Raw genomic sequence first — 21638 nt, 5'->3', positions numbered from 1 at the left:
CCGTACGGACTGTCAGGCCCCGTCGCGCTTGGGCCGCTCCTGGACCTGGGAGGCGATGACCGCGGCCTGGATGCGGCGCTCCACGCCGAGTTCGGCCAGTAGCCGGGAGATGTGGTTCTCTTGACGGTCTTCTCGGCGAGGTAGAGCCGCTGGCCGATCTGGCGGTTGGTCAGCCCCTCGCCGATCAGGGCGAGGATCTCCTGCTCCCGGCTGGTGACGTCATGCCTGGTAGCCGACGTTCGTCATCATCCCGGCCTCGCCGTGGTAGGCGTTGTGGCAGTGCAGCATCCACTGACCGGGGTTGTCGGCGTCGAAGAAGACGGACAGCTTCTTCTTGGGAAGCACGATGGCGGTGTCCTTGCGTGGGCCGGAGTCGCCGAGTTGGTAGGTGTGGCCGTGCAGGTGCATCGGGTGCCACATGGTGGTGTCGTTGACGAAGTCGAGCCGGACCCGCTGGCCCTCCTCGATCAGGATCGGGCTGGCGTCCGAGTCGGCCATGCCGAATGGTTTGCCGTTGATGGCCCAGTTGTAGTGCATCATGCCGCCGGTGAGCTTGACCTGGTGCGTGACATCGATCCTGGCGGACTTCAGTCGCACGTCGTCGGCCGCTCGGAGCCGAGACGCGGTCATGACCGTGCCGCTGAGCTCCTTCGGCCGTACGGTGGCCGAGGGCGCGCTGCCCGAACCCGTGCGCACGAGGGCCAGGCCGTTTGCGTTCTTTCCTTCGGCCAGGGCGACCAGGGGGAAGACGCCGTCCCCGAGGGTGACCAGTACGTCGTAGCGCTCGCCCATGCCGACCAGAAGTGCGTCCGTCTGTCGGTGTTGGATGGGGAAGCCGTCTGTGTGGGTGATCGTCATCCTGTGGCCCCCGAGGGCGACGCGGTAAGCGGTGTCGCTGCCCGCATTGATGATCCTCAGGCGCACCTTGCGGCCGGGCTTGCCCGTGTAGACGTCCGGGTCGGCCGCCACACGGCCGTTGACCAGGTGGTAGGGATACTTCACGTCGCCGGCGTCACCGCCGAGCAGGTCGCTCTCAGCGCCCATGAGCATGAACCTCGACGACATCCCACCCGATGAGGCGGAGGCGGACGGGGATGCGTCGTCGCTCATGTTCCCCATGTTGTGCATGTCGTGGCTCTCCGTGCCGGAGCCGGAGTCGCCGCCCATGTCCATGCCGCCCATGCCCTGCTTGAGTTCGGCGAAGACCTCGTCGGGGGTACCGGTGACGCCGTCGACCCAGTCGTCGAGGACGATGACCCATTCGTCGTCGTACGCCAGTGGCTCGCGCGGGTCCTCGACGATCAGCGGGGCGTACAGGCCGCGGTCGAGCTGGACGCCGACGTGGGGGTGGAAGAAGTAGGTGCCGGGGGCGTCGGCGATGAAGCGGTAGGTGAAGGTGCTCCCGGCGCACACGGCGGTCTGGGTGGCCGGGGGTACGCCGTCCATGTCGTTGCGCAGGGCGATGCCGTGCCAGTGGATCGAGGTGGTGGTCTTGCCCGGCAGCTGGTTCGCGAGTTCGGCGGCCAGGGTGTCTCCGGCGGTGAGCCGGACCTCCTTGCCGGGCGCGCGGCCGTCGAAGGTCCAGGTCTTGGCCCTGACACCGCCGCCCAGGTCGATCGTGGCGGGCGCGGCGGTCAGTGTGATCTTGTGCTGCCTTCCGGTGCCGGCCCGCTTCTTCTCGGCCGCGGCGACGGCGGAATCTGAGGGGCTGACCAGGGCGGGGGTAGTGCTGGCGGAGTCGGTGCAGGCGGAGAGCACGCCCGCGCCGGCGGCGCCGAGTCCGGCGAGCAGGACAGAGCGGCGGTTGATGCTGTTCACGATGTGAGTCCTCTTGTTCGAACTGGCATGGGGGTCGCGGCAGAGACGGCACACGGGTGCCGTGAGCGCGGCCTAGATGCGCGGTTGGGAGAGGACCGACAGGTCGGGTGGCGCGCGGCTGATCGTCCCGGCGGGCAACCGTCCGGGCTTGGCCTCGTACGGCTTCGCCTCGTTCCAGCTCGCCCCTCCAGCCTCAACGCCGGGTACCCGCACCCGGTAGGGGCTGAACAGTCCCCCGGTCGGGACCATCCGGCCCCAGACCGCCGCACCCTCACTGAGCCACTATGCGATTGAGGACAACAGATCCCTAAGGGCGCCGGACCGCTACGTCCGCACCCGATCGCCGACACAGACGAAGCAGGTGAATGGCGATGTTCTGGTATGACCACGACCTCAGCGGATGGGGCTGGTTCGCAATGTCGGCCGGCATGATCTTCTTCTGGGCGCTGATCATCACCGCGGCCGTCCTGTTCTTCCGCGCGGTGAACCGGCCCGACGAGCACACCCACACTTCGGCCGCGCCCACACCCGAGCAGATCCTCGGCGACCGGTTCGCCCGCGGGGAGATCGACGAAGACGAGTACCGGCGTCGCCTGAACGCCCTGCATGCCGGACCCCTCACCAAACCCTGAACCACCGGCCGCACCCGATGGCGGCCCATGCCCTCTGATGAAGGAGGCCCGTGATGAACAAGCGCAACTACGGCCTGTACGCCATCGCCCTCGCGATCGTCGTGGTCGGAGCCATGGCTCTCGGCGCGCCGCTCGCCACCCTCGTCTGGCTCGCCCTCGTCGTTGCCTGCCCGCTGATGATGTTCTTCATGATGCGCGGCATGCACGGCCAGGACATGCACGGCGGCCACGGCCACGGCCACGCCGACCGCGACGAGGACCCGCTGCACAAGCACGACCACCACACCGGGCCTCGGCGGGCCTGACCGCCCAGGCCCAGGCCGGGAGCCGGCCGTGATCACGACGGGACCCACGGTCCGTCCGCCGGGGCCGATCGGCCCTGGGGCCACGGCCAGTCTCGGCGAAAGGCTGGAGCCGGCAGAGAACGAGAACAAGAAGGAGTGGTCGGCATGACTGGCAGGGACGCTGGAGCCCGGGATACCGCAGCTGTTGTCCAGGTACGGGCCGAAGGTGAGGTCGGTGAGGAGGCCCTCGCGTACGCCCGTTCCAAGATCGATGCTGTCGTGAACCGGCCGGGGCTGCCGGTTGTCACCGGCGAGGTGAGGATCGCCAAGGCGGCGGCCCATCACGCCGAGCACCCGTGGTCGGCCGTGGCCGACCTCCGGGTGGGCCGCAGCGTCGTGGTCGTTCACGCGCAGGAGGCCACCAGCCAGGAAGTCACCGACCGGCTGCAGGACCGGCTGCGCCGTCAGGTGGAGCGAGCGGCCCACGGGGGCAACGCCGCCCACCGGCCGGTCACCCCGCCCTGGCGCGGCGGGCAACCGGCCGAAGCCCCGGCGGGACGGCCGGACACCCGCTCGGCGTGACACGCTGGGGCATCGATCCATGTAGGGCCTGGACCGCGGCGCCGTTCCAGGAGTACCCACTGCGCGCTGGGCCGTGCAGACTAAAGCGCACAGAACGGCGCTCTCGGCCTCACCACGCCGACGCCGCTTGGCGCCAGGGCTTACAGAACTGGCCAGGTCAGGCCGGGCCGCACCGTCACGCACCTCAGCCTCGGTGACATTCGGCATCGCCGCCGCGCTCTGAGCGGCTGCCGCCGTCGTGACAGTGGGCGCGGTAACTGTCGTACCCCGCTTGATGGTTGCAGTCCTCGTCGCCCCGCGGCGCGGCGGGCCGGCCTTCCTGGCCTTCTGTGTGGCGTTTCCGTACCCGGACCGAGTGCGGCCGAGGAGAGGGCGGTTCGGCCCGGGGGCTCGGGACCAGTTGGCCCCTGCACCACCTTGGCGGTGTGCGAGAGGCTGAAGGGGCATCGGGGGGCCGGCTACCCGGGACAGCCCAACGGGACAGCAGCGGCCGGACCGGCCGCCATCACCCGCGAGTTCCGGCCCCCGATGCCCACCGCAGGAGCACGTCCCCATGCAAGGATCCGTCGGCCCGCAGGGGCCGTGCGCAAGGGACACCGGTCGCGCTCCGCACGCACCAGTGCCGGGGCGCGGCTGCGCGTGGCGCGCGTCACCGCGGTGGACCCGGAGCGCAGGACCGTCGCCGTGACCGGCGAGGACGGTGACGGCGAGCTCGGGTACGACACGCTGCTGCCCGCCCCAGTTCTCGATCCGGCACACCTCGCCATCAGGTGCCGACCGGCCTCGGCGATCCGGGGCCGGTCGGGCCCCGGCCGGGACCTTCGGCGCCTGGGTGGCGGCTCCCGCCTGCGGGACGGTGGTACTGGGAGCGGTACGGATCCCTCGCGATGCCGCTCCTCACACGGCAAGTTGCCGGTCTTCCGGCCCATGACCTCGACGACGGAGGCGCAATCCCCATGACCCGACAGGACGCCCGAACCCGAGCCGCCGCCCCGGGCGGCGCGCCGTCCGAGACCGCCATCGCGGTGGACCGACTGGTCACGAACGGGCTGAAGGCGCTCTCCGACTACGAGGCGCTGACGCAGGAGCAGGTAGACCACATCGTGAAGAAGGCGTCGGTCGCCGCCCTCGACCAGCACACCGCGCTGGCCCGGCTCGCGGTGGAGGAGACCGGCCGCGGCCTCTTCGAGGACAAGGCCGCCAAGAACATGTTCGCGTGCGAGCACGTCACGCACAGCATGGGCCCCATGAAGACCGTTGGCGTCATAGCCCGCGACGACATTGACGACATGATCGAGATCGCCGAACCGGTCGGCGTCGTGTGCGCGGTCACACCCGTGACCAACCCGACCTCCACCACGATCTTCAAGGCGCTCATGGCGCTGAAGACCCGTAACCCGGTCGTGTTCGCCTTCCACCCTTCCGCGCAGCGCTGCAGCGCCGAGGCGGCCCGCGTCGTGCGGGACGCGGCCGTCGCCGCGGGCGCGCCGGAGAACTGCGTGCAGTGGATCGAGACGCCGTCCATCGAGGCGACCGGCGCGCTGATGCACCACGCGGGGGTGTCGCTGATTCTGGCGACCGGCGGCAACGCGATGGTGAAGGCCGCGTACTCGGCGGGGAAGCCCGCGCTCGGTGTGGGCGCCGGCAACGTTCCGGCGTATGTGCACAAGAGCGCCAAGCTGCGCCGGGCCGTCAACGACCTGGTGCTGTCCAAGTCGTTCGACAACGGCATGATCTGCGCGTCCGAGCAGGCCGTCATCCTGGACACCGAGATCTACGAGGAGGCGCTGGCCGAGTTCCGTGCCCTGCACGCCTATGTGGCCACGGCCGAGGAGAAGGCGAAGCTGGAGGCGTTCCTCTTCCCGACCGACAAGGCCGCGGGCGGTGGTTGTGAACCCAAGGTCAACGCGGCGGCTGTCGGGCAGAGCCCGGCATGGATCGCGGAGCAGGCCGGCTTCAGCGTGTCCGAGGGCACCTCGATCATCCTGGTCGAGGCAGAACGGGTCGGCCCGGACGAGCCGTTGACCCGCGAGAAGCTCTGCCCGGTCCTCGCCGTGCTGCGCGCCGGCTCCGAACAACAGGGCTTCGACCTGGCCGCCGACATGGTCGCCTTCCACGGGCAGGGCCACAGTGCCGTCGTACACACCGAGGACCGCGCGGTGGCGGAGGCGTACGGAATGCGGATGAAGACCGTACGGGTCATCGTCAACTCCCCTTCCTCGCAAGGCGCGATCGGCGGCATCTACAACAGCCTGCTGCCGTCGCTGACCCTGGGCTGCGGTTCCTGGGGAAGCACGTCGGTGTCCAACAACGTGTCCGCCGCCCAGCTGCTGAACGTCAAGCGGGTCTCCACCCGGCGCAACAACCTGCAGTGGTTCAAGGTCCCGCCGAAGATCTATTTCGAGCCGGGGGCCATCCGCTATCTGGCCTCCATGCCGGACGTCCACCGCGTCACGATCGTCACCGACGCGACCATGACCAGGCTCGGCTTCACCGACCGGGTGAGCCGCGTTCTGCAACGCCGCCACGAGCCGGTCACCCTCCAGGTCATCGACAACGTCGAACCGGAGCCGAGCATCGACTCCGTCCAGCGCGGCGCCCGTCTGATGGGCGACTTCCGGCCGGACACGATCATCGCGCTGGGCGGCGGCTCGCCCATGGACGCGGCGAAGGTGATGTGGCTGCTGTACGAGCAGCAGGCCGCCGGCAAGGACCTGGACTTCGCGGACATGCGGCAGAAGTTCTCCGACATCCGCAAGCGGGCCTTCCGCTTCCCGGTCCTCGGAAGCCTCGCCCGCCTGGTGTGCATCCCCACCACCTCCGGCACGGGTGCGGAGGTCACTCCGTTCGCCGTCATCTCCGACCCCGCCACCGGCAAGAAGTACCCCCTCGCGGACTACGCGCTCACCCCCAGCGTGGCCATCGTCGACCCGCTGCTGACCGACGATCTGCCCCCGGCGCTGGCCGCCGACAGCGGCTTCGACGCCCTCACCCACGCCATCGAGGCGTACGTGTCGGTGTACGCCAACGACTTCACCGACGGCCCGGCCCTGCACGCCATCCGGCTCATCTTCGACCACCTCGACGCCGCGGTGAACGACCGTGCGGGCAGTGCCGAGGCGCGGGAGAAGATGCACAACGCCGGCACCATCGCCGGCATGGCCTTCGGCAACGCCTTCCTCGGCATCGTCCACGCCATGTCCCACACCCTCGGCGCCACCTTCCACATCGCCCACGGCCGCACCAACGCGGTGCTGCTGCCGCACGTCATCCGCTACAACGGGACCGTGCCGAGCAAGCTCACCGGCTGGCCGAAGTACGAGAACTACCGTTCCCCCGAACGCTTCCAGGACATCGCCCGCACCCTGGGCCTGTCCGCCACCACCCCCGCCGAAGGCGTCGAATCCCTCGCCACCGCGGTGGAACGCCTGCGGGACACCGTCGGCATCGAACCGTCCTTCCAGGCCCTCGGCATCGACGAGCGCGCCTTCCTCGACGCCCTGCCCCGAGAGGCCATGAACGCCTACGAGGACCAGTGCGCGCCGGCCAACCCGCGCATGCCGATGCTCGACGACATGCAGCAGCTCATGCAGGCGGCCTACTACGGAGCGGCCGGCACACCCGGCGAGTAGGACCGGTCGGACGGCGGAGCCGTGGGCCAGGCGTCCCCAGCGAGGCGAGATCGAACCGATGCTTGATCGACCCTCTGGGGCCCTTGCCCACGGCCCCGCCGCCCCTCCCTGTCGGTATGCCGTGGCAGGTCCCGGCCCCACACTCACCCGCGCGAGTTCCACCCGCACGCCGGCGATTGACCCGCACACGATGCGCAACTCGCCCCGGCCTCACGAGGAGAGCGTGCTGGGGGCCGGCCTGTGGCCGCGGATCCTGTTCATGGGGTCCTTCGTCGCCACTGTGGCCCTCGTGGTCGGCGTCTGGGCTCGGGAGACCGGGCGCCCCTGGCAGTCCATGATCTTCCTGGTGCTCGGGGCGACCCAGCTCGGCGTGGCACTCGGGTTCCCGGGCTCGCCCGGGCAGCCTGGCCAACCCATTCCTGCTGGTCGCCGTAGGGGGCACTGAGCCTTCAGGCCGCCGGTGTCTATCTGCCGCCCCTGCGGGACCTGTTGGGTACGGAGCCGCTTCGGCCCACCGATCTGGCGATCGCCGCTGTGCTGTCCGGCCTCGGGCATGTCGTCATGCGTCTCCAGGCGCGGCTGAGACCGGAACGCCCGCCGAAGGCGGGGCTACCGGCAGCCCAGGAACGTTGAGTGACGTGCGCGCCTATTCCCGGCATGCCCACGGGAGGTGAGGAATCCACACTGGTCCGGAGGAGCGCCGGCCTGGGTGGGCCAGGCTCCGTCGGCCCGCGTGGACAGCGACGCTCGAAGGAGACGACTATGACCACCGCCCGGGAGATCCTGCACGCCGGCGCCGCCTGCATCCAGGAGAACGAGACGCTTCAGGACGCGGCGCGCAGGATGAGGGAACTGGACGTCGGAGCCCTCCCGATCTGCGGCGAGGACGACCGGCTCCACAGGATCATCACGGACCGTGACATCGTGGTGAAGTGTCTCGCCAGAGGTAAGGACCCCAGGACCGTGACCGCGGGCCGGCTGAAGCAGGGCAAGCCGATCACGATCGAGGCCCAAGCCGATGCCAACCAGGCCCTTCAGGCTAGGGGGATTCCCTTCCGGGTCGGGTCGTGGGTCGGCGTACATGCCGGTCCGCACATCCCCACTCTCCGCCCGTCCACCGGGTACCCGAAGGGCCGACCGGGCCATCCCTCGGAGCGCGTGGTGCCGTTCACCCGGTCGGCACGACGACCACCGGGCAGTGGGAGCGGTGTATCAGGGTGTGCGCGACCGGTCCCAGCTGCGGGCCGAGGTGGCTGGTGCGGCGGTGGGCGCCGATGACGACGACGGCGGCCTCGCGGGTGGCCTCCAGCAGTGTCTGCGCCGGGTCGGTGCGGACCGTGCGGGTCTCGATTCCGACCTCTGGGTGCTGCTCCTGCAGCCGGGCCATGGCGAAACGCGGCACGGCCTCCTCGGTCCGGTCCTGCTGGGCGAGTCGCTGCTGTCCCGGGCTCGTCGCGGGCACGAGCGAGGGCAGCTCGGGGGTGATGTGCCGGTGGGTCCAGGAGTGCAGGACGCGCAGTCGGGCACCACGCCGCTCCGCCTCCTTGAAGGCGTAGGCAGCCACGTCCGTGTCGGTGTCGTCGGCCAGGCCGAGCAGCACCTCGCCGCCGTCCCCGCACGGGTGATCGCCACGTACGACCAGCAGCGGACTGTGCACGTGCGCGGCAAGACGCCGGCTCACCGAACCGAGCAGCAGACCGGTGAGCCCGCCCAGTCCGCGGGTGCCGACGACGGTGAGCGCGGCGCCCTCGCTCTCGCGCGCCAGCGCCCCCACGGCACCGCCCTCCGCGGCCGACGCCACCACCGGCAGGCCGGGGTGACGCTCTCGGACCCGGGATGCGGCCGACGCCAGGATCGGTCCGGCCTCGTCGTGGTCGGGCACTGCGTACACGACGTGGAGCGCGGCACCACGCCGCGCCGCCTCGTCCGCGGCCCGGTCCAGCGCCCGTACGGCGACCAGTGAGCCGTCCACTCCGACGGCCACGTAGTGGAGCGTCATGGTGCTGTTCCCTTCTGTTTCGTGCTCGGGTGCTCGGGGTGTTCGGCGGGAAAGGGCTGAGGACGGTGGCGAGTTGGCCGCCGGTCGGCTCGACTGGTTCCCACGGTGGGTCCGTTGAAGATGCTCGTCGTCGGCGGACTCGTGGGGCAGGGGCCGTGAGCACCCGACAAGGCGCCGTACGGCCCCTTGTCGCAGGGCCGTACGGTCCCCAGAGCCAGGAACAAGCGGCGAAGGCGATGCGGCTCCCTTCGGCGTCCGCTCAGAGGGGGGATGGTGCGGCCGGCGATGAGCGGTGGGCGCAGCGTCTACGGGCTTACGCTGCCCGGCTGACGCACCCCGGCGTCGGGCCCATGCGACCGGCCCCGATCGAGCCGGGGCACGACGTCCCGTAGCGGTGGGGCGTCAGCCCGGAAGCCCCGCGTGCCATTAGGCCCAGAGAAAAGCCGGGACTGTGGTCCGTTCGGCCCCAGTGTCAGGACCGTACGGCGCTGTCCTGGCGGTACGCCCGCCCGCGAGGGTGTCGCCCACGGGCCGCCGCCTTCCGTGGCCGGTCCGGCCATTTCCCTGCCGACCCCCGAACCCGGGGTGCGTGCGACCCCGTACACGAGGAGGCCCGCCGTGGAGCTGGCGCTGGCTCAGGAGACCGTCGCCCGATGGCAGTTCGGCATCACGACCGTCTACCACTTCCTGTTCGTCCCGCTCACCATCAGCCTGGCCTTCCTCGTCGCGGGCCTGCAAACCGCCTGGGTGCGCACGGGCAAGGACAAGTACTTCAAGGCCACCCGCTTCTGGGGCAAGCTCTTCCTGATCAACGTCGCGATGGGCGTGGCCACCGGCATCGTGCAGGAGTTCCAGTTCGGCATGAACTGGTCCGCCTACTCGAAGTTCGTCGGTGACGTTTTCGGCGCCCCGCTCGCCATGGAGGCGCTGCTCGCGTTCTTCTTCGAGTCCACCTTCATCGGGCTGTGGATCTTCGGCTGGGACAGGCTGCCCCGGAAGATCCACCTGGCCTGCATCTGGCTGGTGGCGATCGGCACCTTCCTGTCGGCGTACTTCATCCTGGCCGCCAATTCCTGGATGCAGCACCCGGTCGGATACGAGGTCAACGAGGTCACCGGCCGCGCCGAACTCAACGACATCGCGGCCGTGCTGTTCCAGAAGACAACCCTGGTCGTCGTCTTCCACACCCTCACCGCGACCTTCCTCACGGGCGGCGCCTTCATGATCGGCATCGCCGCGTACCAGCTGCGCCGCGCCGGGCAGGCCGCGAAGCCGGACACTCCCGGCCGGATCGCCGCCATGCGCACCTCGCTGCGCCTCGGCCTGGTCACCGTCGTCGTCGCCGGTCTCGGCACGGCGGTCAGCGGCGATGCGCTCGCCAAGGTGATGTACGAGCAGCAGCCCATGAAGATGGCTGCCGCCGAAGCCCTCTGGGAGACGGAGGAGTCGGCGCCCTTCTCCCTCTTCGCGTACGGCGATGTCGACGAGGGCCGCAACACCGTCGAGGTCGAGATACCCGGGGTGCTGTCCTATCTCGCCAAGGGCGACTTCACCTCGGCGGTGCCCGGCATCAGCACCGTCGAGGAGCTGGAGAAGGCGAAGTACGGCGATCTCGCCGCCGACTACAAGCCCAGCATCCCCACCGCCTACTGGTCGTTCCGCTGGATGATCGGCTTCGGTATGGCCTCCTTCGCGATCGGACTCACCGGGCTGTGGCTGACCCGGAAGAAGCGGTGGCTGGCCGCCGACAAGCGGCGCGGCGAGGACCGGGTCCCGCTGCTGATGCTCACCCCGAACCGCGAACTCGGCCCAACCCTCAACGCCTGGGCCTGGGGGCTCGCCGTCCTCACCATGGGCTTCCCGCTGGTCGCCAACTCCTTCGGCTGGATCTTCACGGAGATGGGCCGCCAGCCCTGGACCGTCTACGGGCTGATGACCACCGCCGACGCGGTCTCGCCGGGCGTCACCGTCGCCGAGCAGATCACCTCGCTGAGCGTCTTCACCGCCCTGTATGCCGTACTGGCCGTCGTCGAGGTGCGGCTGCTCGTCAAGTACGCCAAGGCCGGCCCCGTCGACGAACTGCCGCCGCCGGAGGTCCCCTCGCTGCGCGGCCCTGCCGCCGACGAGGACACCGACCGCCCGATGACCTTCGCCTACTGAGACCCACTGAGATCTTCCGAGATCTTCCGAGACCTTCTGACGACCGTCTGAGACTTCCGGAGAGACGGAGAGAGACACGGCCATGGAGCTGCACGACGTCTGGTTCGCCCTGATCGCCGTCCTGTGGATCGGCTACTTCTTCCTGGAGGGCTTCGACTTCGGGATCGGCATCCTCACCAAGCTGCTCGCCCGCGGCGAGGCCGAGCGCCGGGTGCTCATCAACACCGTCGGCCCGGTCTGGGACGGCAACGAGGTGTGGCTGCTCACCGCCGGCGGCGCCACCTTCGCCGCCTTCCCGGTCTGGTACGCCACTCTGTTCAGCGGCTTCTACCTGCCGCTGCTGGCCATCCTGGTCTGCCTGATAGTGAGGGTCGTCGCCTTCGAGTACCGCGGCAAACGCGACGACGACCAGTGGAAGCGCAACTGGGAGCACGCCCTGTTCTGGACCTCCCTGCTGCCCGCGTTCCTGTGGGGCGTGGCCTTCGCGAACATCGTCCACGGCGTGAAGATCGACGCCGAGGGCGAGTACGCCGGTACGGTCCTGGACCTGCTCAACCCGTACGCCCTCCTGGGCGGCCTCGTCACCCTCACCCTTTTCACCTTCCACGGCGCGGTGTTCGCGGCGCTCAAGACGCGCGGCGACATCCGCGACCGGGCCCGCACACTGGCCGGCCGGGCGGGCCTCGCCACCGCCGGGCTCGCGCTGGTCTTCCTGCTGTGGACCCAGACCAGCGGCGGCAACGTCCGCAGCCTCGTCGCGCTCGTCGTCACGGTCGTCGCACTGCTCGGAGCGCTCGCCGCGAACCAACGGGCCCGTGAAGGCTGGGCGTTCGCCCTCTCCGGCGTCACCGTCGCCGGGGCCGTCGCGATGCTCTTCCTCGCGCTCTACCCGGACGTGATGCCGTCCAGCCTGAACACGGCATGGAGTCTGACGGTGAGCAACGCCTCCTCATCCACGTACACCCTGACGGTCATGACCTGGGTGGCGGCGATCATGACGCCGGTCGTGCTGCTCTACCAGGGCTGGACGTACTGGGTGTTCCGCAAGCGCATCGGTGTCGAGCACATCCCGGCCGCCTGACAACCTCCGAGCCCCAGCGCCCGAAAGGCACACGTGCGATGAAACCCGTCGACCCGCGGCTGCTGCGCCACGCGCGTTCCACCCGGCTCTTTCTCGCCGCCTCCGTGGCCCTGGGCACGATCGGCGCGGGGCTGCTCGTGGTCCAGGCCGCGGCCATCGCCGAGGTGGTGGTGGGGGCCTTCGAAGACGGCCGGGACCTGGGTTCTCTGCAAAGCCCTCTGCTCCTGCTGGCCGCCGTCTCGTTCGGGCGGGCCGCGGTCGCCTGGCTCACCGAGTCCGCCGCGCACCGCGCCTCGGCGGCCGTGAAGTCGCAGCTGCGCGGGCGGCTGCTGGAACACGCGACCGCGCTCGGACCGGACTTCGTGGCCGGGCAGCGCAGCGGTCAGCTCACCACACTCGCCACCCGTGGGGTGGACGCGCTCGACGACTACTTCGGGCGGTACGTACCGCAGTTGGCGTTGTCGGTCGTGGTCCCGGTCGTCGTGCTGGCGAGGATCGTGACCGCGGACTGGCTCTCGGCGGCGATCATCGCGGCGACGCTGCCGCTGATCCCGCTGTTCATGGTGCTGATCGGACTGGCCACGCAAGCGCACACGGACCGTCAGTGGCGGACCCTGTCCCGGCTCTCGCACCACTTCCTGGACGTGGTGGCGGGCCTGCCGACACTGAAGGTCTTCGGGCGGGCCAGGGCGCAGGCGGCAGCGATACGGCGGATCACCGACGAGTACCGCCGGGCGACCCTGCGCACCCTACGAATCGCGTTCGTCTCCTCCTTCGCCCTGGAACTGCTGTCCACGCTGTCCGTCGCACTCGTCGCGGTGAGCATCGGACTGCGGATGGTCGAGGGCGGACTCGACCTGTACACCGGTCTGCTGGTGCTGGTCCTGGCACCGGAGGCGTACGCCCCGATCCGGGCGGTGGGTGTCCATTACCACGCCAGTGTCGAAGGGCTCACCGCTGCCGGGAAGATCTTCGACGTCCTGGAGACTCCGCTCCCTGGGCGCGGCAACGCCGACGCACCCGACCTCTCCACCTCCCCCATCACCGTCAACAACCTGACCGTGACCCGCCCTGGCCGCCCCGCGCCTGCCGTCGAGAACCTGTCCTTCACGGTCCGCCCCGGCGAGACGGTCGCCCTGACCGGCCCCTCCGGCGCCGGCAAGACCAGCGTCCTGTCCGTCCTGCTCGGCTTCACCGCACCAACGGCCGGAACCCTGACCGTCGGCGACCGGGACCTGGCCGACATCGCCCCCGAGCTGTGGCACCGCAGGATCGCCTGGGTCCCGCAGCACCCGCATCTCATCGCCGGCACCGTCGCCGACAACGTCCGGCTCGCCCGGCCCGAGGCCACCGACGCGGACGTACGCCGGGCCCTGCGCTACGCGAACGCCCTCGACCTCCCCGACGACCTCGCCCTCGGCGAGAACGGCACAGGCCTCTCCGCCGGCCAGCGCCAACGCGTCGCCCTCGCACGCGCCTTCCTCGCCGACCGCCCGCTCGTCCTCCTCGACGAACCGACCGCCCACCTCGACGCCGAGAACGAGTCCGCGATCGCCGACTCCGTCCGCCGCCTGGGCGCCACGCGCACGGTGATACTGACTTCCCACCGCCCGGCGCTGACGGCCCTCGCCGACCGGTGCGTGGAACTCCGGGCCCCTGCCGCCGGCAGGGAGAGCACGGGTGGGTCAGCCGGGCCGGTGTCTGTGGGGCTCCCTGCCGAGACGTCGGAACAGCGGACGCACCCCGATGTCCCGGGCCCCCTGTCCAGCACCTCAACGGGCTCACCGCTGCGCCGACTTGTACGGATGACCGTCACCGGGCGCATACGCACTCGTCTCGCCCTGGCTGTCGTGCTCGGCGCACTCGCCCTTGGATGTGCTGTCGCGCTCATGGGCACTTCGGGCTGGCTGATCTCGCGCGCATCCCAGCAGCCGCCGGTGCTGCACCTGATGGTCGCGGTGACCTGCGTACGGGCCTTCGGCATCGGACGCAGCGTCCTGCGTTACGCCGAGCGGCTGGTGGCCCACGACGCCGTACTGCGCGGTCTCGGCACCCTGCGCACCGCCGTGTACGGACGACTGGAGCGGCTGGCTCCGTCCGGACTGCGCCTGTACCGGAAGGGGGATCTGCTCTCCCGGTTCGTCACCGACGTCGACTCCGTGCAGGACCACCTCTTGCGCTTCCGCCTCCCTGCCGTGGCGGCGGCTCTGGTGGGAACGGGCGCGGCGGCGCTGCTGGGCGCGGTGCTGCCCGCCGCCGGAATCGTGCTCGCCACCGGACTACTGCTCGCGGGCGTGGGCGTGCCCCTGCTGACCGCGACCACCTCTCGCCGTACCGAACGCCGCCAGGCACCGGCCCGCGGCGAACTGGCAACCACCGTCCTGGACGCGTTGTCCGGTACCGCCGAGCTCACGGTGACCGGGGCATTGTCCCGCCAACTGGCCGCCGTACGCTCCGCGGACCGCCGCCTGACCCGGATCGCCGCCCGCTCGGCCGCCACCGCGGGGCTCGGCTCCGGGCTCGTCGCGCTGCTCGCCGGGCTCACGGCCACCGCCTGCGCGGCCGTGGGCGTCCAAGCGGTGGCCGCCGGCCGACTGGACGGCGTTCTGCTCGCGGTACTGATCCTCACCCCGCTCGCCGCGTTCGAGGCGGTCGCGGGACTCCCGGCCGCCGCCCAGGTACGGCAGCGCAGCCGCCGAGCCGCGGAACGGGTCGTCGACGTCATCGACGCTCCCGTCCCGGTCCGCGAACCCGAGCACCCGGCCCCGCTCCCCCAGCCGTCTCTGCCCCTTCGACTGCACGGGCTGACTGCCGTCTGGCCCAGCCGCCGCGAACCGACGCTCAGCGACATCGACCTGGACCTCTCCCCCGGACGCCGGATCGCGGTCGTCGGGCCGAGCGGCTCCGGCAAGACCACCCTCGCCCACGTCCTGCTCCGCTTCCTCGACCCCGCCGCGGGCACCTACACCCTCGCCGGGACCGACGCGACCCGCCTGGCCGGAGACGACGTACGACGTGTCGTGGGCCTGTGCGCCCAGGACGCGCACCTCTTCGACAGCACCCTCCGCGAGAACCTCCGTCTGGCCCGCCCCGACTGCACCGACGCTGATCTGTGGACTGCTCTCGCCGTGGCCCGGCTCGACGCCTGGGTACGGGGCCTGCCCACAGGCCTCGACACACCGGTCGGCGAGCACGGCGCCCGCCTCTCCGGAGGCCAGCGCCAACGCCTCGCCCTGGCCCGCGCGTTGCTCGCCGACTTCCCGGTCCTCGTATTCGACGAACCCGCCGAACACCTTGACCTGCCCACCGCGGACGCACTGACGACCGACCTCCTCGCGGCCACCCGAGACCGCGCCACCGTGCTGATCACCCACCGGCTGGCGGGACTTGAGGACGTCGACGAGATCGTCGTCCTCGACCACGGCCGTGTGGTCCAGCGTGGCACCTGGGCCCAACTCATAGCCATACCGGGCCCGTTGCGGCGAACGGCCGAGCGGGAGCAGGCAGCCGAACCGGCGCGAGCTGCCGCCTGAGTGCTCCATCGAACACGACAACGGCCCGGCCGACTGATTTCCGTCGGCCGGGCCGCGCACATCGAGGCCGGCGCCCGCCCTTCCTGGACCCATTCGGTCCCAACTCCAGCCCCGCTAAGGGCTCGCACGCGTGCCGGCACTCACTTCGCCAAGGGGGCTCGGATGTCCGGAACAACGCCACCACGGGTTGCCAGCGCGACAACAACGCTCCGCACTTCCGTGGCTCAGTGCCGGACCAGGGTCCGAACGGGTCGACGGGACGCCTCGGTCATCCGCGTGGCCGTCGGCCGACGACGAGTGTGGCGCCGCTGTGCGCGTAGCACCAGCGCGTCGAGCGCGGCGCTGAGCACGAAGGTCACCGCCATAGAGATCACAAGGAGGACGGCGAACAGCCTCCAGAACTCCGGGGTCAGTGATGTACCCACGATGAACACCCCCTTCCAGCGGGTTGTCTTCATCGAACCGCAGGACCCGTTCCGGCACAGGAGGCCCAAGGGCTCTCACGGGGTGCCGGGCGGCCCGGCCATAGGGCCGAGTGGCCCCTCGCCCGCCGCGGGGCACGGGAGCACGCTGGACGTGACAGGTTCGTCGCCCTGATCGGAGGCACGTCATGAACGCTCCCGCCACGGCCGGCATGCTGCAGGCGCTGCCCGCCGAGCACCGGCAGCGGGATGCGCTTCGCCCGGGAGGTGTCGTTCCCCCAGGGCGCGCGCCTCTTCAATGAGGGAGGCCGCGCCGACCGATTCTGGATCATCCGTACCGGCACCGTCGACCTCGACATGCACATTCCCGGCCGCCGCGCCGCCGTCGAGGAACGCCCCTTCACGGGGCAGAGTCCGAATCGGTAGTGGGTGCGGGCCGCCGTCCTCACCGCCCACCGCGAACGGCCCGGGTCAGGTGATCCCGCGAAATGAAGTCGGGCCGTTCGGAGCCGGACAGAGCCGTACGGCCCCTCCTGCGGCCACTGCCGTGGACGCCACGCTGGCATCTGCTCACGACAAGCCCCGCCGCCCCGTCGGCGTAGGGCGGGGAGGAGTTTCCGATGCGATCTGCGGTTCTCGCTGTACCGACCCTGGAGGACCTGGTCTCGGCGGCCGTGGCTGCCCCCTCGATCCACAACACACAGCCCTGGCGGTTCCGGCTGGACCCGGACACCGTCACGTTGGAGATCCGTGCCGCGGCGGATCGCGGGCTGCGCCACATCGATCCGACCGGGCGCGCCCTGCACCTCTCCGTGGGCTGCGCCGTGCTCAATCTCAGGGTGGCGGTGGCTCACTTCGGCAGGGAGCCGGTGACCCGGCTGCTGCCCCGGCCCGCCGAGCCGGACCTGCTCGCGACCGTGCGGCTCGGCGGCACCACCGCCTCCTCCTCCACACCACACCTGTACGACGCGCTGCGGCATCGGCACAGCAGCCGCTTCCCGTACTCAGAGCTACCGCTGCCCCCTGCCGTCCTGGCCGAGCTCGCCGAGGCTGCACACGCCGAAGGCGCCCTGTTGAGTCGTCCCGGTCCGGCCGAGACCGACCGCCTGCTGCAACTCACCCGCGAGGCTGAGCATCGCAACACGGCCGACCCCGACCGGGCCGCGGAGAGCCGCCGCTGGGTGCACGACCCGAACGACGCGGCCCTCGGTATGCCGCCTGGGACACTGGGACCGCAGGACTTCCGGGACCGGATCCCCATGCGGGACTTCGGCGCCCACCGGCACCCGGCCGTGCTGGCCGCCCGCCCCTTCGAGACGCGGCCGACCCTCATGGTGCTGTCCACGGGGCACGACCGGCGGGCCGACTGGCTGCGCGCCGGCCAGGCGCTCGAACGCGTCCTGCTGGTGGCCACCGCACATGGCGTACGGGCATCCCTGCTGCACCAGGCACTGGAGTGGCCCGACCTGCGCGATCAACTCGGACAAGCCCCTGGCGACCGGCGCGCTCACGCCCAGATGGTGCTCCGCCTCGGGTACGGGCCGGAGGGACCGCCTTCCCCGCGCAGGACAGCGGAACAGACACTGGCCGAGGTACCACTGTCAGCCGCCCGCTGAGCGCGTCGGCACACACCGCACCCCAGCCGACGGAACCGGCAGTCCCGCCCGCGCCCACCGCGACCACAGTCGAATGGTCTCGGTGACTCGGCGCGCTCTGCGTGCCGGCTGCGGCCCGCCTGAGCAAGGCAGTGCGCCGCGGAAGCGGTGCTCGACTGGCCCCTGTCGCGGTGGCCCGCAGTGAGCACGCCGAGTCGGGAGGGCGAGGATGCGCCACCATGGTGCGGGGTTCGTGGAGGTCAGTACGGTGCTGGCATCCGACCCTGGGCGTAGTGGCTCCGTCGAGTCATCGGGCGATGGAGACGGCATGACCGGCAAGAAGGCGGCGAAGGTGGCTCACTGCCCCTGCTGCTGGACGGTCACCGGCTGATCCTCCCTCAGCTGTGCGAAGAGCGGCCGTGCCTGGCGCATGTCCCACTTCACGGCGGCGCCCTGGGGCGTCCTGAATGCCGGGTCGGAGACGGGGACGTTGATCTGGCGCCCATTGCCTGCCGTGACCTTGCGCATCGCCTGGAACAGGCTCACGAGATCCGGCAGGTTCGTGTCCTTGTCCACGATGAGCGTGTCGAGGCCCGCGTCGGCGGTCGGTAAGACCCTGCTCGGGTTGAGGAGCGTCTGACGGTTGACCGCCTTCTTGGCGAGCGCGGTCAGGAACTTCTGCTGGTTCTGGGTACGGCCCAGGTCGCCCTCGGCCTCCTGCTTGCGCTGCCGTACGAACGCCAGTGCCTCGGCGCCGTTCAGGGTCTGGCAGCCCTTCTGTAGGTTCGCGCCCGAGTCCTTGTCCTTGATGGCGCGGTCCAGGCACATGTCGACGCCGCCGACCGCGTCCACGATCCCGACGAAGCCCGCGAAGCCGATCTCCGCGTAGTGGTCGATGTGCAGGCCCGTGTTGCGCTCGATGGTCTGCACGAGCAGTTCGGGGCCGCCCAGGGAGAACGACGCGTTCAGCTTGTTCGGCCCGCGGTAGTTCTGGCCGTTCTCGGGGCGGACGAACGACGGGAGGGTCACCCACGAGTCGCGCGGCAGGCTCATCATCGTGGTGCCGTTCGCGCCGGTGTGCAGCAGGATCATCGAGTCGGTGCGGCGGCCCTCGGTCGAGCCGGCCCGCAGATCCTGCCTGGCCTGCTCGGACAGACCCTCGCGGCTGTCCGAGCCCACGATCAGATAGTTGGTCCCCTTGCCCGGAGCGGGGCGGTCCGGGAGCGCGCCCAGGTCGACCTCTTTGGTGAGCTCCGTGTCGGCCCACACGTACGCGCCGAACGGTGAGACGAGCAGTACGGCGAGCGCGAGGATCGCCAGCCGCACGGTCCGCTTACGCCGGGTGGGGCGGCGCCTGGGAGGTCTGCCGCCGCTGTCGGGAACCATGCCTTTGCGGGATCTGGCGCGGTGCCTGTGGGGTTGGTGCGCGGCGGCTGTGCGGCCCGCGGCGGTGGACGACGGCATACCGGGCAGGGGCGCGGTGCGCCACGGGGGTGGGGCCGGGTTCCCGTCCGTCACCGGCCCCGTGTCGCCCCGCGCCGGATCCGGCCGGCCGCCCCCGTCCCAGCGACCCTCGCTCCAGCCACCCCTGTCGTTGTCCGGCAGACGGTCAGTCCACTCGCTCATCGGCCTGTCCAGTCCTCACGCCATCTCGCTCACCTCGTGGTCAGGCTCTTATACGAGTCGGCGCCACCGATCTGTTCAGCGGCCGAACCGGAACGCCGCATGCGATGCCATTTGAGCCGGCTGCCGAACAGCAGGGCGACCATGGACTGGATGACGACCAGGTACGTCAGCTGCCGGTACACGAAGAGCTGGAACGGCATCGACCACAGGGCCCCCACCTTCTCGCCGTCGAGCTTCAACGCGTAGTGGGCGCAGATCAGCTGGGCCCCCAGGAAGCTGAACCACACGGCGCCGGCCAGCCAGGAGTCGAGGAACAGCACCGCGTACAGGGCGAACACGTCGATGACCGGGGCGAGCAGCGGAAGGGCGACCTGGAACAGCGCGATGTAGGTGAGTCCGCGCCGGCCGAAGCGCCCGGACACTCCTCGGTCCAGGACGGCACCGCGGTGCTTCCACATGGCCTGGATCGTGCCGTAGCACCAGCGGTAGCGCTGCCGCCACAACTGGCCGAGTGAGGTGGGCACTTCGGTCCAGGCGACGGCGGATTCCTCGTAGAGCACCCGCCAGCCCGCCCGCCACAGCGCCATGGTGAGGTCGGTGTCCTCGGCGAGGGTGTCCTCGCTGACCCCGCCGACGCTCACCAGCGCGTCCCGGCGGTAGGCGCCGATGGCACCGGGGACCGTGGTCATGCACTCCAGGACCTCGAACATCCGGCGGTCGAGGTTGAAGCCGAAGCAGTACTCCAGGTGCTGCCACTTGGCCAGCAGGCGGCGCCGGTTGCCGACCTTGGCGTTGCCGCTGACGGCGCCGACGGCGGGGTGCGCCAGCGGCTGGACGAGCCGCCGGATGGCGTCCGGCTCGAAGACGGTATCGGCGTCGACCATGACCACGATGTCGTGAGTTGCGTGCGCGAGCCCGGTGTTGAGGGCGACTGCCTTGCCCTCGTTCAGCTTGCGGATCACCTGCACGCGCGGGTCGCCGATCCCCTCGGCGATGTCCGCCGTGCGGTCCGTCGAGCCGTCGTCGATCACGATGATCTGCAGCTGCCGGTGCGTGGAGGCCAGCAGGGACAGGACGGTGGACTCGATGCCGGCCTCTTCGTTGTACGCGGGCACGAGCACCGTCACCGGTTCGGTCACCTCCGGCAGCCATGGCGCGCCGGGGCGGGAGCTCTCGAGCCGGCGGACATGGGTCCGGGCGAAGTAGGCGAGCAGTGCGAGGCGCAGCAGTCCGAGGGTGCCCGCGATCCCGAGTACCCAGGTCATGGCGCTCGAGAAGGCGTCCCCGAGCTTGGTCACCCAGACCAGGGCGGTGCCCTGCCAGCGCTCGGCGGTGGACGCGGGCTGGTACGGGTCCAGCCTCATTCCGTCCGACACGGTGGTGAAGCGGTCCACGTTCCGGTTCTTCAGGAGCTTCTTGGTCTCCCCGTAGGCGAGCGACGTCTGGCTGAACTGCCGGACCAGGCCCTGCCTCGCCTTGCGGGACTCCGCGTCGCCGGCGACCAGTACGTAGCCCCGTGTGGCGGCCTGCTGTGCCGCCCGCCACTCGCGGCCGCACAGTGTGTCCGGTGTGGTGGTCCGCGGCATCCGCAGCAGTTTGGGGTGCCGGCCTGCGGTGCTCGCCAACGCGCTCTCGGTCAGGTCGAGTTCCGCCGAGAAGCGGGTGGGCGACGACTCGCCCAGGACAGCGCCGGTGTATGTGTTCGAACCGATCTCATGGCCCTCGGCGCGGATCCGCCGCACCAGCTCGGGATGACGGGCGGCCTCGGAGCCGAAGAGGAAGAAGGTGGCGCGTACCCGGTGCTGCCGCAGCAGGTCGAGGAAGCGCGGGGTCCAGACGGGGTTGGGGCCGCCGTCGAAGGTGAGGGCGACGGTGCGGGCGGGCATCGAGGCGGTCTGCACGCCGTTGCCGTTGATACCCACCACGGGTCCGCCCCGGGCGACGGCGTCCGGTGCGGGCGAGGTGCACGGGGAGCGGGTCTTCGCGGCGTCGACCTCGTGGCTGGTCCAGCCCTCGAAGAACAGGACCGCGGCCATCACGGGGAGGACGAGGAGGAGTAACAGCCAGTGGCCGCGAGGGTCGCGGGATTGCTTGTGGCGGGCCTTCAACAGACGTCAGCTCCCTTCGCGACGTCCCGGACCTCTCTTTCTCTCTCCGCGCGTGGTGGGCGGTCGGACGGTTTCTTCCGCTGACTGGTGGGGATGGCCTCGCACATGGTGGGCGAGTGTAGCCACAGGTGTTCGGTTGGATGGCAATAACACCGGCCGCCTCTTG

Annotated in this window: 16 protein-coding genes and 2 pseudogenes; 12 read left to right on the top strand and 6 right to left on the bottom strand. The window is 70.6% G+C overall.

Features of this window, described 5'->3' with window-relative positions; all coding sequences use genetic code 11:
* Positions 1 to 12: 12 nt before the first annotated feature.
* Both ABD357_RS12545 and ABD357_RS12540 read right to left on the bottom strand, forming a co-directional pair.
* Positions 13 to 218: pseudogene (locus tag ABD357_RS12545) on the bottom strand (response regulator transcription factor); the annotation flags it as partial.
* A gap of 1 nt (position 219) precedes the next feature.
* Positions 220 to 1818, bottom strand: a complete 1599-nt coding sequence (locus ABD357_RS12540) for a multicopper oxidase family protein (RefSeq protein WP_344389804.1) — start codon at positions 1816 to 1818, stop codon at positions 220 to 222.
* A gap of 371 nt (positions 1819 to 2189) precedes the next feature.
* On the opposite strand from ABD357_RS12540, the gene ABD357_RS12535 reads away from it, so the two are divergent.
* The 7 genes from ABD357_RS12535 to ABD357_RS12505 all read left to right on the top strand — a co-directional run bounded on the left by ABD357_RS12535 (position 2190) and on the right by ABD357_RS12505 (position 8226).
* Positions 2190 to 2450, top strand: coding sequence for an SHOCT domain-containing protein (locus ABD357_RS12535; RefSeq protein ID WP_344389803.1), 261 nt, complete (start codon positions 2190 to 2192; stop codon positions 2448 to 2450).
* A gap of 53 nt (positions 2451 to 2503) precedes the next feature.
* A complete protein-coding gene (locus ABD357_RS12530; RefSeq protein ID WP_344389802.1) occupies positions 2504 to 2755 on the top strand; it encodes a DUF2933 domain-containing protein in 252 nt (83 codons plus the stop codon).
* Positions 2756 to 2899: 144 nt separating this feature from the next.
* On the top strand, positions 2900 to 3316 hold the full coding sequence (locus ABD357_RS12525) for a hypothetical protein (protein ID WP_344389801.1): 417 nt from the start codon (positions 2900 to 2902) through the stop codon (positions 3314 to 3316).
* A 582-nt stretch (positions 3317 to 3898) separates the two neighbouring features.
* On the top strand, positions 3899 to 4276 hold the full coding sequence (locus ABD357_RS12520; protein WP_344389951.1) for a hypothetical protein: 378 nt from the start codon (positions 3899 to 3901) through the stop codon (positions 4274 to 4276).
* A complete protein-coding gene (gene adhE / locus ABD357_RS12515) occupies positions 4273 to 6948 on the top strand; it encodes a bifunctional acetaldehyde-CoA/alcohol dehydrogenase (RefSeq protein WP_344389800.1) in 2676 nt (891 codons plus the stop codon). Before ABD357_RS12520 ends, adhE begins: the two co-directional genes overlap by 4 nt.
* 190 nt (positions 6949 to 7138) lie before the next feature.
* On the top strand, positions 7139 to 7393 hold the full coding sequence (locus ABD357_RS12510) for a cation transporting ATPase C-terminal domain-containing protein (protein ID WP_344389799.1): 255 nt from the start codon (positions 7139 to 7141) through the stop codon (positions 7391 to 7393).
* A gap of 212 nt (positions 7394 to 7605) precedes the next feature.
* Positions 7606 to 8226: a CBS domain-containing protein gene (locus ABD357_RS12505; protein WP_344389797.1), complete on the top strand. Its 621-nt coding sequence runs from the start codon at positions 7606 to 7608 to the stop codon at positions 8224 to 8226.
* Here ABD357_RS12505 and ABD357_RS12500 read toward each other — a convergent pair.
* On the bottom strand, positions 8117 to 8947 hold the full coding sequence (locus ABD357_RS12500) for a universal stress protein (protein WP_344389796.1): 831 nt from the start codon (positions 8945 to 8947) through the stop codon (positions 8117 to 8119). The genes ABD357_RS12505 and ABD357_RS12500 overlap by 110 nt on opposite strands.
* A 618-nt stretch (positions 8948 to 9565) precedes the next feature.
* Here ABD357_RS12500 and ABD357_RS12495 point away from each other — a divergent pair.
* From ABD357_RS12495 to cydD, 3 genes are all read left to right on the top strand, one after another.
* Entirely contained in the window at positions 9566 to 11107 is a 1542-nt protein-coding gene (locus tag ABD357_RS12495) for a cytochrome ubiquinol oxidase subunit I (protein ID WP_344389795.1), read from the top strand.
* 82 nt (positions 11108 to 11189) lie between these two features.
* Positions 11190 to 12188 carry a cytochrome d ubiquinol oxidase subunit II gene (gene cydB / locus ABD357_RS12490; RefSeq protein ID WP_344389794.1) on the top strand — a complete coding sequence of 333 codons (999 nt, stop codon included), beginning with the start codon at positions 11190 to 11192 and terminating at the stop codon, positions 12186 to 12188.
* Positions 12189 to 12226: 38 nt separating this feature from the next.
* A complete protein-coding gene (gene cydD, locus ABD357_RS12485; protein WP_344389793.1) occupies positions 12227 to 15721 on the top strand; it encodes a thiol reductant ABC exporter subunit CydD in 3495 nt (1164 codons plus the stop codon).
* 224 nt (positions 15722 to 15945) lie between these two features.
* Here the strand turns inward: cydD and ABD357_RS12480 are convergent, their stop codons facing one another.
* The gene (locus tag ABD357_RS12480) at positions 15946 to 16146 is read right to left on the bottom strand and encodes a hypothetical protein (protein WP_344389792.1); all 201 of its coding nucleotides are present in this window, start codon (positions 16144 to 16146) and stop codon (positions 15946 to 15948) included.
* Between the two features lie 185 nt (positions 16147 to 16331).
* On the opposite strand from ABD357_RS12480, the pseudogene ABD357_RS12475 reads away from it, so the two are divergent.
* Both ABD357_RS12475 and ABD357_RS12470 read left to right on the top strand, forming a co-directional pair.
* Positions 16332 to 16536: pseudogene (locus ABD357_RS12475) on the top strand (cyclic nucleotide-binding domain-containing protein); the annotation flags it as partial.
* 227 nt (positions 16537 to 16763) lie between these two features.
* Positions 16764 to 17759, top strand: a complete 996-nt coding sequence (locus tag ABD357_RS12470; protein WP_344389791.1) for an Acg family FMN-binding oxidoreductase — start codon at positions 16764 to 16766, stop codon at positions 17757 to 17759.
* A 336-nt stretch (positions 17760 to 18095) separates the two neighbouring features.
* On the opposite strand, the gene ABD357_RS12465 is transcribed toward ABD357_RS12470, so the two are convergent.
* Together ABD357_RS12465 and ABD357_RS12460 are read right to left on the bottom strand one after the other, a co-directional pair.
* Entirely contained in the window at positions 18096 to 19364 is a 1269-nt protein-coding gene (locus tag ABD357_RS12465) for an LCP family protein (protein WP_344389790.1), read from the bottom strand.
* A 29-nt stretch (positions 19365 to 19393) separates the two neighbouring features.
* Complete coding sequence (locus tag ABD357_RS12460) at positions 19394 to 21472, bottom strand: bifunctional polysaccharide deacetylase/glycosyltransferase family 2 protein (RefSeq protein WP_425584835.1); 2079 nt, start codon at positions 21470 to 21472, stop codon at positions 19394 to 19396.
* Positions 21473 to 21638: the final 166 nt, after the last annotated feature.

This window comes from Streptomyces vastus (assembly GCF_039532825.1).
Taxonomy (GTDB): domain Bacteria; phylum Actinomycetota; class Actinomycetes; order Streptomycetales; family Streptomycetaceae; genus Streptomyces; species Streptomyces vastus.
Note: the sequence above shows the minus strand (reverse complement) of the source record. Positions and strands in the feature narration are given on the sequence as shown.